The 14,980-nt window shown below is 45.6% G+C and carries 12 protein-coding genes; 4 read left to right on the top strand and 8 right to left on the bottom strand.

Going from position 1 to position 14,980, the window contains the following annotated elements:
- Positions 1-321 precede the first annotated feature (321 nt).
- The 7 genes from manA to R7F67_RS16045 all read right to left on the bottom strand — a co-directional run bounded on the left by manA (position 322) and on the right by R7F67_RS16045 (position 8,829).
- Positions 322-1,539: a mannose-6-phosphate isomerase, class I gene (gene manA, locus R7F67_RS16075; protein WP_017820180.1), complete on the bottom strand. Its 1,218-nt coding sequence runs from the start codon at positions 1,537-1,539 to the stop codon at positions 322-324.
- A gap of 124 nt (positions 1,540-1,663) precedes the next feature.
- Positions 1,664-3,004, bottom strand: a complete 1,341-nt coding sequence (locus tag R7F67_RS16070; protein ID WP_005480243.1) for an MFS transporter — start codon at positions 3,002-3,004, stop codon at positions 1,664-1,666.
- Between the two features lie 6 nt (positions 3,005-3,010).
- Complete coding sequence (gene uhpB, locus R7F67_RS16065) at positions 3,011-4,513, bottom strand: signal transduction histidine-protein kinase/phosphatase UhpB (RefSeq protein ID WP_234499216.1); 1,503 nt, start codon at positions 4,511-4,513, stop codon at positions 3,011-3,013.
- Positions 4,513-5,121, bottom strand: coding sequence for a transcriptional regulator UhpA (gene uhpA, locus R7F67_RS16060; RefSeq protein ID WP_005376090.1), 609 nt, complete (start codon positions 5,119-5,121; stop codon positions 4,513-4,515). The genes uhpB and uhpA overlap by 1 nt, the downstream gene beginning before the upstream one ends.
- Positions 5,122-5,259: 138 nt before the next feature.
- The gene (gene uhpT / locus R7F67_RS16055) at positions 5,260-6,654 is read right to left on the bottom strand and encodes a hexose-6-phosphate:phosphate antiporter (protein ID WP_021707729.1); all 1,395 of its coding nucleotides are present in this window, start codon (positions 6,652-6,654) and stop codon (positions 5,260-5,262) included.
- Between the two features lie 406 nt (positions 6,655-7,060).
- Entirely contained in the window at positions 7,061-7,891 is an 831-nt protein-coding gene (gene fdhD, locus R7F67_RS16050; RefSeq protein ID WP_017634640.1) for a formate dehydrogenase accessory sulfurtransferase FdhD, read from the bottom strand.
- Positions 7,892-7,944: 53 nt separating this feature from the next.
- Positions 7,945-8,829, bottom strand: coding sequence for a LysR family transcriptional regulator (locus R7F67_RS16045; protein WP_005388011.1), 885 nt, complete (start codon positions 8,827-8,829; stop codon positions 7,945-7,947).
- Positions 8,830-9,495: 666 nt separating this feature from the next.
- Here R7F67_RS16045 and R7F67_RS16040 point away from each other — a divergent pair.
- A complete protein-coding gene (locus R7F67_RS16040; RefSeq protein ID WP_042520945.1) occupies positions 9,496-11,820 on the top strand; it encodes an FdhF/YdeP family oxidoreductase in 2,325 nt (774 codons plus the stop codon).
- A 195-nt stretch (positions 11,821-12,015) separates the two neighbouring features.
- Positions 12,016-12,492, top strand: coding sequence for a DM13 domain-containing protein (locus R7F67_RS16035; protein WP_005376099.1), 477 nt, complete (start codon positions 12,016-12,018; stop codon positions 12,490-12,492).
- A 208-nt stretch (positions 12,493-12,700) separates the two neighbouring features.
- On the opposite strand, the gene R7F67_RS16030 is transcribed toward R7F67_RS16035, so the two are convergent.
- Positions 12,701-13,150: a YkgB family protein gene (locus R7F67_RS16030; RefSeq protein ID WP_005376100.1), complete on the bottom strand. Its 450-nt coding sequence runs from the start codon at positions 13,148-13,150 to the stop codon at positions 12,701-12,703.
- 147 nt (positions 13,151-13,297) lie between these two features.
- On the opposite strand from R7F67_RS16030, the gene R7F67_RS16025 reads away from it, so the two are divergent.
- Together R7F67_RS16025 and R7F67_RS16020 are read left to right on the top strand one after the other, a co-directional pair.
- Positions 13,298-14,098 carry a PhzF family phenazine biosynthesis isomerase gene (locus tag R7F67_RS16025; RefSeq protein ID WP_318057270.1) on the top strand — a complete coding sequence of 267 codons (801 nt, stop codon included), beginning with the start codon at positions 13,298-13,300 and terminating at the stop codon, positions 14,096-14,098.
- A 136-nt stretch (positions 14,099-14,234) separates the two neighbouring features.
- On the top strand, positions 14,235-14,933 hold the full coding sequence (locus tag R7F67_RS16020) for an aspartate/glutamate racemase family protein (RefSeq protein ID WP_176311566.1): 699 nt from the start codon (positions 14,235-14,237) through the stop codon (positions 14,931-14,933).
- The last annotated feature ends 47 nt before the right edge of the window (positions 14,934-14,980 follow it).

The raw sequence follows: 14,980 nt of genomic DNA, 5'->3' as shown, positions 1-14,980 counted from the left end.
AAAATCGAACCAGAGATTGTAGTGATTGGGGCTTTGATTACAACGTTGATTATACGTTTTGCAACAAATACCACTGTGTGAGTGCCTTTGTTATCCAAGTAATTTGATATTGGAGCGGAGGATTTACCAGAAATAAATGGGTTTTGACAATGAATGTTGCAGTAAATGGCAGAGCCGGGGGGTTATGGCTCTTAGAGAAACTGGACTGTGAGTGTCTGGAGTCGACAAGGGATAAGCATGATTGCCTTAAAAGCGGAGAGGAATAAATTGTCTAACCCAGTCCCTTGGGTTAGACGCTAGTTTGAATCAGTTGTTCAAAAACTAGTTGAAGGCGCGAGCCACACGTCCCGCACTTTGAATACGGTAATGGCCAACGTAAGCAGGAACAAATACAGATTGTCCTTTCGAGGCAGTTAACGTCTCACCGTTATCACTGATGAGTGTCAGGTCGGCATCAATCGCCATCAAAATCTCTGCGCTATTGGCATCAACCACTTCATTGTTCGGTTGGTTAAGAATGCTGAAACTAAAGTCTGCCACTGGAACGGGGTAAAGGCTCTGGCAACCATCGGCATTGGGCTCTAGAACAAGGCTGTTAAACGGCTTAGGCACAAAGTCTGTGCATTTAGCCAGTTCTTCAACATCCATGTGTTTCGGCGTGAGTCCTGCACGCAAAACGTTATCTGAGTTCGCCATGATCTCTAATCCCGTACCTTTAATGTAAGCGTGTGGCGTTCTTGCGCTCAGGAACATCGCTTCGCCAGGTTGCAGCGTGATGACATTCAACAGCAATGGTGCAAACAAGCCGACATCGCCGGGGTATTGAGTGGATAGATCCAAGATGAGTTGGAAAACGTCGCTGTCAGTGCCATGCTCTGATTGACGTGAGGCGCAGGCAAGAAGCTGTTTCAGTGCTCGCTCTTTTGTTTCGCCTTCCATGGTCAGAATGTGCACAAAGAAATCTCGCAAACCTTGTGAGTTGATTTCGCGTTTGAATGCATCTAATGGTGCGCGTAGCTCATCGATATCACAAAGGCTAAATGCCTCAGTAATATCGGCATACGAGCGAAAACCGTTCATGGCTTGGTAACTTGTCAGTGCGTATACCAGCTCAGGTTTGTGGTTTGGATCCTTGTAGTTACGATGGCTCGCGTTTAGTGGGATCCCGGCACTTTGTTCTTTTTCGAAGCCTATTTCGGCATCTTGTTTGCTTGGGTGAACTTGAATCGACAGTGCATGTTCGGCCGCTAAGATCTTAAACAGAAAGGGCAGGTCGCCAAATTTCGCTGCGGTTTCTGCTGATAAGTAAGCGGGTTGGTTTTGTTTGATCAGTTCAGACAAAGGCAGCGTGTTCTGCTCAATCTGAACTTCAGAGCAGCCGTTTGGGTGAGTACCCATCCATACTTCTGCTTGAGGCTCATTCGTTTCGTTAGAAAAGCCAAACAAATCGTGAATAGAAGAGGTGCTTCCCCAAGCGTAGTTTTGGATTTTGTTGTTCATTTGAAAGAAGCTATGCGATGAAATAGTGTTCAAATTCATGAATTTTTCCCATAGTTAACCCTCCGAACTGAATCGGAAGAAAAATTGAGCAGAGATACGTTAAATAAGGTGGGCGAGCGCGGTTAGGTCACTCGCCAATTTGCCCGAAGGGCGATAAGTCGATTTACAACCGAGGTTTTGGTTCGAGTGGTTTTCGTGATGGTTGCGCTTGCAAAAATGGCAGCAACAAAAGGCCAATGACGGCTGCACAAACTGAAATGGTGATGAAGAAACCCGTCCAATGATATTCTTCAAGAATTAACGCCAGTGGATAACCAGACAATGCTGCGCCCATGTAGGCGAACAAGCCCACGAATCCTGTTGCCGCGCCGGCAGAGTCTTTGTGAGAGCACTCCGCCGCCGCCATACCGATCAGCATTTGTGGTCCAAAGACAAAGAAGCCGATGGAGAACAATCCCGCTGCTTGGAATGCAAAGTTGGTCAGAGGCATTAGCCAAAGCGCGGAGACAGATAAGAAAATCCCAATCGCGAACAGCAAGTTCATTGGCCCACGGTTACCGCCAAAGAGTTTGTCTGAGCCCCAACCCGCAACCAATGAACCAACAAAACCGCCGATTTCAAACATAGAAAGGGCAGCGTTGGCGTTAATCAGGCTGTAGTGATGCTGCTCTGTTAAGTAAAGGTTTCCCCAGTCGTTGATTGCGGTTCGGACGATGTAAACCAACACATAACTGAACGCGAGCAGCCAGATGTATTTGTTGTTAAATACGTACGATTTCAGAATTTCTCGGTAGGTGAGGCCACGTCCGTAATTTTCTTGCGCAAGTTCTAGTGCGTCGTTGCGCCATTGGCCGACACTTGGTAAACCCATTGTTGTGGGTTTGTCGCGCAATCGCCAACAAACGAATAGACCGAGTAATACCCCGATGATGCCGGGTAGAATAAAACCTTCACGCCAGCTGTAGTGCAACGTTAAATAGCCCACCAAAATAGGGATCAGCGCGCCACCAACGTTGTGTGCGGTGTTCCAAATCGCCCATAAGAAGCCACGCTCGGAACGTGAATACCAAGTCGTTAACAGCTTGGAGCATGAAGGCCAGCCCCAGCCTTGGAACCAGGCGTTTAAGATCCACAGAGTAATGAAAGCCGCGAGTGAGCTAGAAAAACCGAACGCGATATTGACCAGACCTGTCGCAATCAATCCTAATCCCATGAAATAACGAGGGTTAGAGCGATCCGAAATCGTGCCAGAAATAAACTTCGAGCAGCCGTAGGTGATGTAGAAAAGTGTACCGATAAGACCCAAGTCGCCTTTATCTAAGCCAAGGTCGGTGATCATCGCTGGTGCTGCGTAGTTAAAGGTCTTACGGGTAAAGTAGAAACCTGCGTAGCCGATGTACATCCCCAACATAATGTGCAAACGCCAATGGCGGTAACGCTGGTCGATTTGCTCGTTGCTCAGACTCGGTTGAGTAAATTTAGGTGAACGTAAAAATCCAAACATCTTGAGTTACACCTTAGGTAAAGTAATGCTGATTTGTGTGCCGATCATTTGATCGCTGGTGGAGTAGATAACCATTTTTCCACCTAACGCGTGCACACGCTCTTGCATGCCGCGAACGCCCATGCCTTTCATGCTGTCCTGAACTTTGAAGCCGACACCATCATCGTGAATCATTAGTGACACCGCCGTTTCTCCAATTGTCAGCTCAATATTGATCAACTGCGCTCCTGCGTACTTGGCGGCGTTATTCAATGACTCTTGGCATAAACGGAATAGGGTGACTTTGAGTGTGTCACTCACGCTGGTGTAATTGCCTTGCCAGTTCAGTTGAACAGTTGTTCCATGATTGGCGAATTCCATCTCTCGCGTCAGTTGCTCGACGGATTCTTTCAAGTCCAAATCATCCAGCATTTTGGGTCTTAGCTTGCTCAACAGTCGCTTAGTGGTGTCGTACACGTTGAGCGAAAGTCTTTCAATCATGTCTGCGCAACCTACGCGTGTTTCTGTGTTATTTACCCGCTTAATGATGTTGGCTTGTGTGCGGATTGCCGTGATGTTCTGGCCGATTTCATCATGTAGCTCGCGCGCAATATCGCGTCTTACCGATTCTTCCGCTTTGATAAGCTGGCGAGACAAATTCTGATTGCGTGCAAGTTCGCCGCGCAGTTTGTGATTGAGGTCTTTTTGTTTCTGAACCCCTAAACCGAGCATAATGCCAGTAATGGTTTGCGCCGAGAGAGATAATAACAAATCGGTGATTTCTAGATTCGATACGCCGCTACGAGCCGCAATCAGCGCTATGCTGTTGAGCATGGTGGCGAGTAGGGCACCTTGCCAGCCGTAACGCAGAGCAAGCACGATGATTGGAATCGCCATACAAAACGGCGCAAATCGTTTTAGCTCTTCAGGCAAACTGGTTTGCACCAAAATACTGCCGATCAAAAGCAGCGCATAAAGCACGATATGACGCACCTGAAATACAACGGCATTACTAAGTAGGAGAGAGCTAAGCGGAGACCAACGACTTTGGAACAAATAGCTCCACAACAGGTAGCACATAGGCACCACGAGCAAGCCTCCAGAAATGCTAGCCAGCCATACCATGTAAACAGAAGGCACGTGAAATCCGACCGCCATTACGTTGATGAAGGCGGTAATGATGATCACAATGCCCATGACGGCTAAGTGGCGGTTTTGGTCACCGTAGTAGTATTTTTTCGCAATCAGAGTGACCGGGATACTGGCAATGCTCGCAATCAGCACGGTAAGCCACTGCGGTTGACCCAGTAAGATCGCAAGTGCGATGGAAAGCCCCCACTCTGAAAGATAAATCGTTGGCCAATAAACGGTGCGAGTGTGTAGGGCGACACCTAATCGTAAAGCGAAAGGAAACAATAAGATCGCCAGCTCGGGATCATTGACAAAGTAATAGGCAATCACCCATAAGCAGAACCAGGCGCAAGCCATAACAAAAAGTCCGCAAATGGTGGTAACAGCATAAGCTCGCATTAAAAGGACTCTTGAGAAAATAGTTTGGCGAGCTCAACGTTGTTTTTCACGCCGAGTTTGTCGATGGCATTCGCACGATGAACATGCACCGTCTTGTGGCTCAAGCCAAGCTCTGCCGCGACAGACTTTACATCCAACCCAGTGGCAAGTAGCTGACATACCTCGTTTTCACGTTTTGTCAGTTGGCATAGAGAGGTGGTGTTGTCGCTAGGCGTTGCAAGTTTAAGTGCAATATCTGATGTGAGGTAACAGCCGCCAGAAGCACTGGTTCTCACGGCTTGAATAAGTTCGTCTGGGCTACAGCGTTTACTAAGATAGCCTTTTGCACCTAGCTTTAGTGATTTTTCCACCATCGCAGGGGAGTCATGCACGCTAAGCATCACGCAGGCAATGCCAGTTGGTATTTCGCTGAGAAAGTTTAAGCCGCTTTCATCTGGCATGGAAATATCTAGGATGACGACGTGTGGGTGTACCGCAGGCAACCCTTTTCGCGCTTCGGCGACAGAGCCGAATTCACCAACAACGGTAATATCACTTTCTAAATTTAATAATTGTGCGAAACCTGAACGCACGATGACGTGATCATCAACTAGAGCAACATGAATCATTATTACAACCAAATAGAGCAGACGACTAACAACAATAAGCTCCAACAGGAGCTAATAGAAAAATCTTTAATGATACTGAATTGAGCCATGCTTTTTAATGATCTTGCGCGCTTTACCGAAGTAAAGCGCGCAGAGAAGCTAGGCTTGGTTTTGTGCAAGTTGAAGCTTCTTCGCGTGTCGAATCTTCTTCTCTTCCGCGATAGCGACGAAAGCAAGCAAAACAATACAAATCATGGCGGAGGTATCTAGGGCTGCGAAGGTACCTTTCCAACCTGTTAAGCCGAAGATAGGTGTACCGTCTGCAATCATACCGAGACCAAGTTTCGCGAAGCTGTCACCGATTAGGTAAGCGAATGTACCTTTTACTCCGTCAGCTACACTGATTGCTTTTTTAGGGACAAAACCAACCGCGGCAACACCGATAAGAAGTTGCGGACCAAACACCAAGAAGCCCAATACAAATAGAGAGGCTAAGTACATGAACTCGCTAGTGGCGTGTTGGTAGAACTCAAGCGATACGATGATCAAACCAAGAGACACACAAGCAACCAATGCGCGGCGACCGTTTGCTAAGTCAGATAAGTAACCCCACATCAAAGTACCCACAAGCGCACCGACTTCGAATAGAGTAAAGCCAGAGATTGCCGTTTCTTTTGACAGACCAAGTTCTTGGTACGCGTATACCGTTGACCATTGGTCGATACCAATACGCACGATGTAAAGGAAGATGTTGGCAAAGCAAAGTAGCCAGATAACTTTGTTTTTAAGAACGTATTCAACAAAGATTTCTTTTTTGGTCATCTGGTTTTCTTCAGCGGCGGTGTCTTCTTCACTCACTGCTTCATCGAAAAGTTCTTCTACTTTACCTAGACCGTAAGCTTCTGGTGAGTCGCTACCAAAGCGCATACCGATAAAGCCAACGATGATCGCGATGATAGAAGGGAACACGAACATGCCGATTACGTGGCCGTCGAATAGGTAGTTGGCACCGAAAAGAGCAACACCCGCTGCGCCCGCACCACCAACGTTGTGTGACATGTTCCACAAGCCTAGGTAAGAGCCGCGCTTGTTACGAGGTGTCCATTTTGTAATGGTTGAGTAACTAGAAGGGCCACCAGTACTTTGGAAGAAACCACTTAGAGCGTAGAAAGCCACCATCAAGAACAGGCTTGCACTACCGCCGCCCATGCTGAAGCTGAAACCAAGCATTGCAAGACCAGAAAGGATCAGCATAAAAGGGAGGAATTGCTTGGTGTTCTTACCGTCAGCGTAGTAAGACACAACGGTTTTACCGATGCCGTATGTGATGGAGAAGCCAAGGCCAATAAGACCTAGGTCTGTCATGCTCAAACCGTAAGTTGAGATCATGTCGTTTTGCGCGACATTGAAGTTCTTACGAATCAAGTACATGGTTAGGTAGCCGATGAATACGACCAAGTAAGATTGGATGAACGGTTTAAACCACATCTTTCTTCTAACTTCGACAGGAAGATCGAGGGTCGGCTTCCGCACCTGTTCGAGGAATTTTAACATGATGAACTCTCTTGTAATTGTTTTAGAAACACAACGGCGGCCGTTATGCGCTCTTGTTACCTTTGACTGAGCGGAATTCTAGAGAGTGGTTTTGTAAGGCACATGAGATGGTTGCCTAGATCGGCTAGGAAAAATTCCTAGAAATGCCTAGGAAGGCGGAAAAGCGTGAAAAGAGTCACACAAAATCCTTACTAATTTATGGGTTTTTGACAGGGTTCTTATCGGGTTGGAAAGCGTTCAAATGCAAGCAGGTTAATATACGCAAGCTTAGTGCTGACAAGGGGTGAGCACGTTTGGTTGGAGAGAATAGTGTCTTGTCGCTAAGTATCAATTGGGAACGAGAAGCAAACAACAGAGACCCAGAGGTCTCCGTTAGAAATATTAGGAATTCGATTAGGTTGACGTGTTAAGGCGCGGGGCTGTATAGACGCGGCGAGCCGTGTTTTGGCAAGTGAATTAGGTTCAAATGGTTTCTTCTTGCCCATTCGACAGTTAACGCTGTAGGCGCAGATAAGCAAACCAGAGTGGGGATACGCGCGCGAACGGCTTTGTGGATCAACTCCAAGCTGCAACGGCTTGTCATGATTGCGAAGCCACTTTGAGGCTCGATGTGATTGTTGGTCAATGCGCCAATCAACTTATCTAGCGCGTTGTGACGGCCGATGTCCTCTCGGCACAACTTGATGTTGCCTTGTAAATCTGCAAATAAAGCGGCGTGTAACGCGCCAGATTCACGTGCGGCTTCTTGATGCAGTGCGACTTTGTCTCGCAGCCCTTCGAATACATCGGAGCGCGGAGGAAGAGACGGTGTCAGCGGCGCCAAATCAGGCAAAGCTTGTTCCAGAGCCTCGACACCACAAATGCCGCATCCGGTTGTTCCGGCAAGATTTCGGCGCTGTGTTTTTAACGCCCAGAAAGCGCGGTTGCTGATTTCCACTTCCGCATAGTGAGATTCGTGATCGCCGCCAATTTCAATGTCTTTGATCTCTTTGAAGTCGTGGACGATGCCTGTGCTTAGGCTAAATCCTTTCACGAAGTCTTCCAGATGGCCTGGCGTCACCATCATGACCGCTTGGCTAATGCCGTTATAGCTGATAGCTAAGGCGGATTCACTTGCCAGCGACATTTGTTGCACTGGGCGGCCATCAATCAATTCTCGGTAATTGAACGCACTTGGTTGAGGTGGTGCTTGATTGAAATCGGACAGTTCAAAATAAGATTGAGTAGTGCATCTCATGAAATCACCTCATAAGCCGTTATGTATGCCAAAAATTGACGTGTGGACTCTTGTTATCGATTGAATATGTTTTTTGCTTCTGCGAAGCACTGATCGGTTAGCGCGGAGAAGGGTTCTTGTTTTCGCTTTAACAAACCTAGCGGGGCGTGAACGGCGGCTTCTTCGATAGGGATAATGCGAAGCGTATCGTTCAACTCTTCCAATCCACAATTCAGCGGCATAATGGCGCAACAAAGGCCACTGGTTACTGCTTGGATCAAGTGGAAGGTGGAGTTACTTTCAATGACGGTTTGCGGAACCAGCCCTTTACTCACAAAGCTAAGATCAATTGAGTGGCGATAGTGCATTCCCTTCGAAAGCAGCCCTAGCGGAATGTTATTGAGTGACTCCCACAACACTTCAGATTCGGCAAAATCAAAATGACGCTCATCGAATAAAACGCCAAGTTTGGTCGAGTCAAGCTCGATAACATCGAAGTAAGCGGTGTTAACTTGATCGACATAACACATCCCCAAATCAAGTTGATTGCGATTGAGTTGGTCTATGATCTGTTCGGTCGTCATGGAGAGTATTTGAAAGCGTAACTCAGGGAACTGGTGAGCTAATGGTTTGAGCAATTCCATCGGGTTTTGGCTGGCGAGTGGCACCATTCCAAGTCGAAGAGAGCCGACCAACTGACCACGGCAGTTAGCAGCCTCGGCTTGCAATCCATCATGAGCGGCTAAGACGGTTTTTGCCCAAGCTAAAATGCGTTCTCCGGCTTCAGTAAACCCTTCAAATCGTTGACTTCTTTGGATTAATTCGAGATCGAGTTCTTCCTCTAAGCTTCGGATTCTCATGGACAAGGTAGGCTGCGTAATGTGGCACAATGCGGCGGCTTGACCAAAGTGTTTGGTCTGTTCAAGTGCGATGAGATATTTAAGTTGTTTGATATCCATAATGGCTTGTTAACCTTGCGTTGTGAGTCACATGTACGGGGGAACTCCCTAAAAAGGGCACAGCACTACCGTACTTTTTAAGCGCTGGAGCGTTTTAACTGGGAAATGGAAAACCAAAACCAAGTCAAGAATAAAACCACACTCAAAATTGATCTGAATCAAGGCTATTCCTGATATTAATTAGGGTCAAATTTAAAGTATCTATAGTGTGATAGATATTATCTATTATCAAGAGTACCGATTTTATTGAGCTCGTTAAGCGAACTAGGTGGAATCGGATGGGAAAACGATTAACCTCATAAATTGTATTGATTAAAAATGTTATGACCGTCAGTGGAAAAATTCGTCATAGATTTTGTTTATCACTCGGTCAGGATTATCAATTGGACGCATATTGAATAACGACTTAATCTTTGATTTAGATCAAGACGCAACAATGCGAATTGAATCTACCAGTCTTAGAAACAGTAGGCGGGTATCCGATATCAAGAATCTAGATAAGTAAACGCTCGGACAAGCGAGAGCATGTTGAGTGGTTACTTATTTGGATTAAAAAATACATGGATTAGAAACTAAGCCCTTCAATACTTCCGCATTATCTCAATAAATAACGCGCTTGTTTTCACGGGCACCCTGCTTGCTGGTATATCTGCGAGGAGTAAAGTCGTGAGCCAAAAAGAACAAATAAAAACATACAAAGGTCCAGCTGGTGGTTGGGGTGCACTGAAAGCCGTAACCAGAAGTTGGTGGGGCAGTGAAAATGCAGTTAAAAACATTCGCACTATGCTCAAAACCAACCAAAATGGCGGTTTCGACTGCCCGGGATGTGCATGGGGTGAGTCGCCAGATAGCGGTAAAGTCAATTTCTGTGAGAATGGCGCGAAAGCGGTAAACTGGGAGGCGACCAATCGTCTGGTTGATCCTGAGTTTTTTGCCAATCACAACGTTTCATCTCTCTCAACGCAAACCGATTACTGGTTGGAATACCAAGGCCGTATCACGCACCCAATGCGATACGATGCCGAGTCCGACCACTATGTACCTGTCTCTTGGGATGAGGCTTTTTCTCTTGTCGCGAAACATCTCAATCAATTGGATTCACCGCACCAAGCGGAGTTTTATACCTCTGGTCGTGCAAGCAACGAAGCGGCGTTTTTATATCAGCTATTTGTGCGCGCATTCGGTACCAACAACTTCCCAGATTGTTCCAACATGTGTCACGAAGCCAGTGCAATCGGGATGAAAGACACTATTGGTGTTGGTAAAGGCACAGTGATCTTTGATGATTTTGAAGAAGCTGATGCGATTTTCGTGATTGGTCAAAACCCGGGCACGAACCACCCACGAATGCTTGAACCTCTGCGCGAAGCGGTAAAACGTGGTGCACAGGTTATCTGTCTAAACCCGCTCAAAGAGCGCGGGTTAGAGCGTTTCCAAAACCCACAAATGCCGATTGAGATGTTGAGTAACGGCTCAGAGCCTACAAACACGGCGTACCTGCGTCCTGCTTTAGGTGGAGACATGGCAGTGTTTCGTGGCATCGCGAAATTCTTGTTGCAATGGGAGCGCGAGGCATTGCAAAACGGTGGCAAAGCGGTATTTGACCGCGAATTCATCAAACAACACACGATAGGTATTGATAAGTATTTGGCTGAAGTGGATGCAACGTCTTGGGAACACATCGCGGAACAATCGGGTCTTGATTTAAGTGAAATCGAGATGGTGGCGAGCATGTATCGACGTGCAGAACGTGTGATCATGTGTTGGGCAATGGGGTTGACTCAGCATCGTCACTCTGTGCCAACCATTAAAGAAGTCGCAAACGTGCAAATGTTACGAGGTAACGTTGGAAAGCCGGGCGCGGGTCTTTCACCTGTGCGAGGTCACAGTAACGTTCAGGGCGACCGTACGATGGGCATTGATGAAAAACCTTCAGATCTGTTGTTGGATCGCATTGAAAGTCGATTTAACTTTGCCGTCCCGCGTGGTGAAGGCCACAACACTGTGCAAGCCATTAAAGCGATGGAAGAAGGGCAAGCGAAAGTATTTATCGGTTTGGGCGGTAACTTTGCACAAGCAACGCCAGACACAGAACGTACGCACAACGCGATGCGAAACTGTAATTTAACCGTACACATTTCGACGAAGTTAAATCGTTCTCACCTTGTCACAGGTAAAGATGCGCTTATTCTTCCATGCTTAGGCCGTACTGAGATTGATCAGCAAGCGACTGGCCCACAAGGCGTGACGGTTGAAGATACCTTCAGCATGGTACATATTTCATTTGGTCAGCTAAAACCGCGTTCGGAGCATTTGCGTTCAGAACCAGCGATTATTGCAGGTATTGCCAATGCTACACTCGGGGCAAAACCAATTGATTGGTTGTGGGTGATTGAAGATTACGACCGTATTCGCGATTTGATTGCCGACACGATTCCGGGCTTTACCGACTTTAACCATAAGCTCAAACACCCGGGTGGATTCCACTTGGTAAACCCAGCTGCTGAGCGTCGATGGAATACACCAAGCGGCAAAGCACAGTTCAGCTCTAGTGAGTTGCCGAAACAGTTGATCAGCGAAGCGATACTCGAAAAAGGCCAAAAGCCAGATTTGATCTTGCAAACCATGCGCTCACACGACCAATACAATACGACACTTTACGGCTTGAATGACCGTTATCGTGGAGTATTTGGTATGCGCGAAGTGCTGTTTATCAATGAAGCGGATATTCGTAAACTCGGTTTTGAACCGGGCGACAAAGTGGACATGGTGTCATTGTGGGAAGATGGCGTTGAGCGCCGTGTGAGCGGATTTACGCTTGTTGCCTATGATGTACCAGCAGGTCAGGCGGCGGCTTACTATCCAGAAACAAACCCATTAGTTCCTTTGGACAGTTATGGGGATAGAACGTTTACGCCAACCTCTAAGTTTATTGCGATAAAATTGGAAAAATCGACATCCGATAAGATCGCTTTGGTGGAAGCGGAATAGTGACCAAACCGGCACAACGACATTTCCGATAAGCAAACGGCTGATATTAATTATCAGCCGTTTTTAATTGCGCTCAGTCTGCATTTAGTGCGCATAGCTTGTGTATAATGTTAATGACATTATGCTGCTCGATAATAGACAGATAAGGCCGATTTGAATCTAATTTCAAGTAGTAAAACTAATAAGAAGATGCTTATGACCTTGAAAAATATAATTAAATTAACAATCAGTCACTTAGTGGCAGTTTCTATTGGCATTGCGATAGGTATCTATACTTTACCGATCCTTATTGCACCACCTGCGCCGACCGATGAACAAGTTGCTAAGAGCAAGCAAGGTGCAGAATACAGCGCAGTGTTTAAGAGGGAACTCAAAGGTAGCGATGCTTTTCATTGGGGAGAGGGAGAGATTCATTTGAGTTCTGAAGTCATTACGTTGGTAGGAAAACTCGCTCCCGGACCAGACTATAAACTCTATCTATCTCCTAAGTTTGTCGAAACGGAACAAGAGTTTAATGACCTTAAATCTGAAATGAGCTTAATTGGTGATGTAAAAACGTTCGATAACTTCGTTGTTGAGGTTCCTCAAAGCACTTCAATTTCTGAATACAATACGGTTGTTGTATGGTGCGAGACATTCGGTGAGTTCATTACTTCGGCAAAGTATCAATAAACCTTAGCAGTAGAGTAAAAGGCTTTTCTTTTCACTTTACGCTAAGATGTTGTTTCGCATAATTAAGAGGCAAAGACTCTTAAACATTCTAAATTTAAGAGCCTTTGTTTAGAGTTATTGACAGAACCATTCGACTTGTTTCGACTTGTAAGTCGTTTGCACCTTTCAGGCTACGTTCTGGAAAAACAAGATTTCGAACTATTTAGAGTTATTCTCTGTTTGGCTTGTTTCGTTCGATGACGCTAATCGCAATGGCTAAAAATAGAATATCTTTTACTAAAAAGAAGTTTGTCACCAAAACCCCATCAGACACTTTCCATGTATTCGGTGTCGTAATTAGAAAGCTGAGTGTCGCAAGAAAAATAATTGCGGCGGCTATGCCAGAAAAATAAGCGACTCGTGTGTTTTTAAGGCCAACGATTAATCCAATAGCGACAATGATTTCTGTTGCGCCAATGATGTTTGATACGGCTTGAACTGACATCACATCATACAACCAACTCATCAGAAAATGATTTTCAACGAGCGGTTGTATAAGCTTGGCCTCTGTAGGTGTGAATTTATAAATACCAATCCATATTAGAACTAAAGAAACGCCGAAAACTCCGATAAGATATCCAATTGAGTCACATTGATGATGGCTTTTTACGTTTTGCATAATTAACTACATTCTCCTGTTTGTTAGCGCTTCCAACAAGACCTATAAGGTTGGTAGAAAATTTCATAGGTTTTTTTCGCTCAAACAACAGATATTAAAAATCACGTGATACAGAATTACGTGTTTGATAGAACTTAAGGATATTTCGTGGAAGTTAAAATTTTTCAGGTTGACTCGTTTACATCAGAGGTTTTCAAAGGTAATCCCGCGGGTGTTTGTATCACAGAGTCAAGCCTTGATGAGGAAACGATGTTGGCCATCGCGGCCGAGATGTCGTTATCTGAAACGGCATTTCTGTCACTCAATACAATGCAACTTCGTTGGTTTACACCGAGGACGGAAGTTGCTTTGTGTGGACACGGCACACTTGCAACGGCGCACGTTCTGAAAGAGCAGGGGTTATATAATACTGGAGATACGATTGAGTTCGTTACGCTATCTGGGGTTTTAACTGCACAACTCGATCATGAAGAAATTCATTTGGTGTTTCCTGCGCCAACTTTAGATATGAGAGCGAGTATTAACAAAGACTTACTTCATGGTTTGGGGCTAGATGCCGCCAATGTAGTCGCCTACGGTCAGTTTGATAATAAGCAGTTGGTCGTCATTAATGATGAATTTGTGCTTGAACAGCTCGACCCTGATTTTGGTGCGCTGCTTAAACAAAAAGGCCGTGGCGTCGTCATCACTGCTCAATCAAGCACTGACGCCGATTTTGTCTCTCGATACTTCGCGCCTTGGGTGGGTGTTAACGAGGACCCAGTTACAGGCTCTGCACATTGTGCTTTATGTGTTTACTGGGCTAAAAAGCTCAACAAAAAGCAACTGAAAGGCTTCCAAGCCTCTAAGAGAAGTGGGGTCGTTCATACAGAGTTGTTAAGCACTGAGCACGTTAAACTTTCTGGAAGTGCGGTAACGATATTGCGAGGATATATGAGAATCGCGTAGCGGTCCCTGTGGGAATGATTTTATTTTCGTGTTACCCAATGCTCAATAGTGAATACGCTTGAATGCTTCTTATTTAAGTGGTTAATTTTGTTTGTAACCCCCCTGACACGGTGGTGTATAACGATTGGAGAGTTATATGAAAACTATCGGCCTTCTAGGTGGTATGAGCTGGGAGTCGACGCTTAGCTATTACAAATTGATCAACGAAGGAGTAAAAGAGGCGTTAGGCGGCCTAAATTCTGCAAAAATTTGTATGTATAGCGTGAATTTTTCAGAGATAGAGAAGCTTCAACATCAAGGTAAATGGGAAGAAACGGCAAGCATTCTATCTGATGCTGCATCTTCAATAGAAAAAGGGGGCGCTGACTTCATTCTTATTTGTACTAACACAATGCACAAAGTTGCGCCTCAAATTGAAGCCAGTATTAATATCCCCATACTACATATCGCAGACGCGACTGCTGAGTTACTTCGTGAGAAAGGGGTTCAAAAGGTCGGACTCCTTGGTACTCAATTCACAATGGAGCAAGACTTTTATAAAGGAAGGCTTTCAGACCTCTATGGGCTTGATGTCATCATTCCCGATCAAGACGACCGCTCTAAAGTACATAACATTATTTATAAAGAGTTATGCCAAGGTGAAATCAAAGAGGAGTCAAGGACGATATACTTGCAAATTATTGAAAAACTAAAAGAGCAGGGAGCTGAAGCTGTGATTCTCGGGTGTACTGAAATTGCCTTACTTGTAAACCAAAGTCACACCGATGTTACACTACTCGATACCACTTCTATCCATGCTCAAGCAGCAGTCCGTTTGGCAATTGAAGGTGAATGATCTACGCTTTCTTTCCTGCAAAAAAAGAGAAAACCAAGCACGTGGTT

Source organism: Vibrio sp. YT-17, assembly GCF_033337375.1.
In the GTDB taxonomy this organism is placed as follows: Bacteria; Pseudomonadota; Gammaproteobacteria; order Enterobacterales; family Vibrionaceae; genus Vibrio; species Vibrio alginolyticus.
This window is presented reverse-complemented; position numbering and strand designations above follow the sequence as displayed.

What these genes read in the sequence shown, in the direction of transcription:
- manA (WP_017820180.1), bottom strand. Translation starts at nt 1,539, where the DNA reads ATGAATTTGAACACTATTTCATCGCATAGCTTCTTTCAAATGAACAAC.
- R7F67_RS16070 (WP_005480243.1), bottom strand. Translation starts at nt 3,004, where the DNA reads ATGTTTGGATTTTTACGTTCACCTAAATTTACTCAACCGAGTCTGAGC.
- uhpB (WP_234499216.1), bottom strand. Translation starts at nt 4,513, where the DNA reads ATGCGAGCTTATGCTGTTACCACCATTTGCGGACTTTTTGTTATGGCT.
- uhpA (WP_005376090.1), bottom strand. Translation starts at nt 5,121, where the DNA reads ATGATTCATGTTGCTCTAGTTGATGATCACGTCATCGTGCGTTCAGGT.
- uhpT (WP_021707729.1), bottom strand. Translation starts at nt 6,654, where the DNA reads ATGTTAAAATTCCTCGAACAGGTGCGGAAGCCGACCCTCGATCTTCCT.
- fdhD (WP_017634640.1), bottom strand. Translation starts at nt 7,891, where the DNA reads ATGAGATGCACTACTCAATCTTATTTTGAACTGTCCGATTTCAATCAA.
- R7F67_RS16045 (WP_005388011.1), bottom strand. Translation starts at nt 8,829, where the DNA reads ATGGATATCAAACAACTTAAATATCTCATCGCACTTGAACAGACCAAA.
- R7F67_RS16035 (WP_005376099.1), top strand. Translation starts at nt 12,016, where the DNA reads ATGACCTTGAAAAATATAATTAAATTAACAATCAGTCACTTAGTGGCA.
- R7F67_RS16030 (WP_005376100.1), bottom strand. Translation starts at nt 13,150, where the DNA reads ATGCAAAACGTAAAAAGCCATCATCAATGTGACTCAATTGGATATCTT.
- R7F67_RS16020 (WP_176311566.1), top strand. Translation starts at nt 14,235, where the DNA reads ATGAAAACTATCGGCCTTCTAGGTGGTATGAGCTGGGAGTCGACGCTT.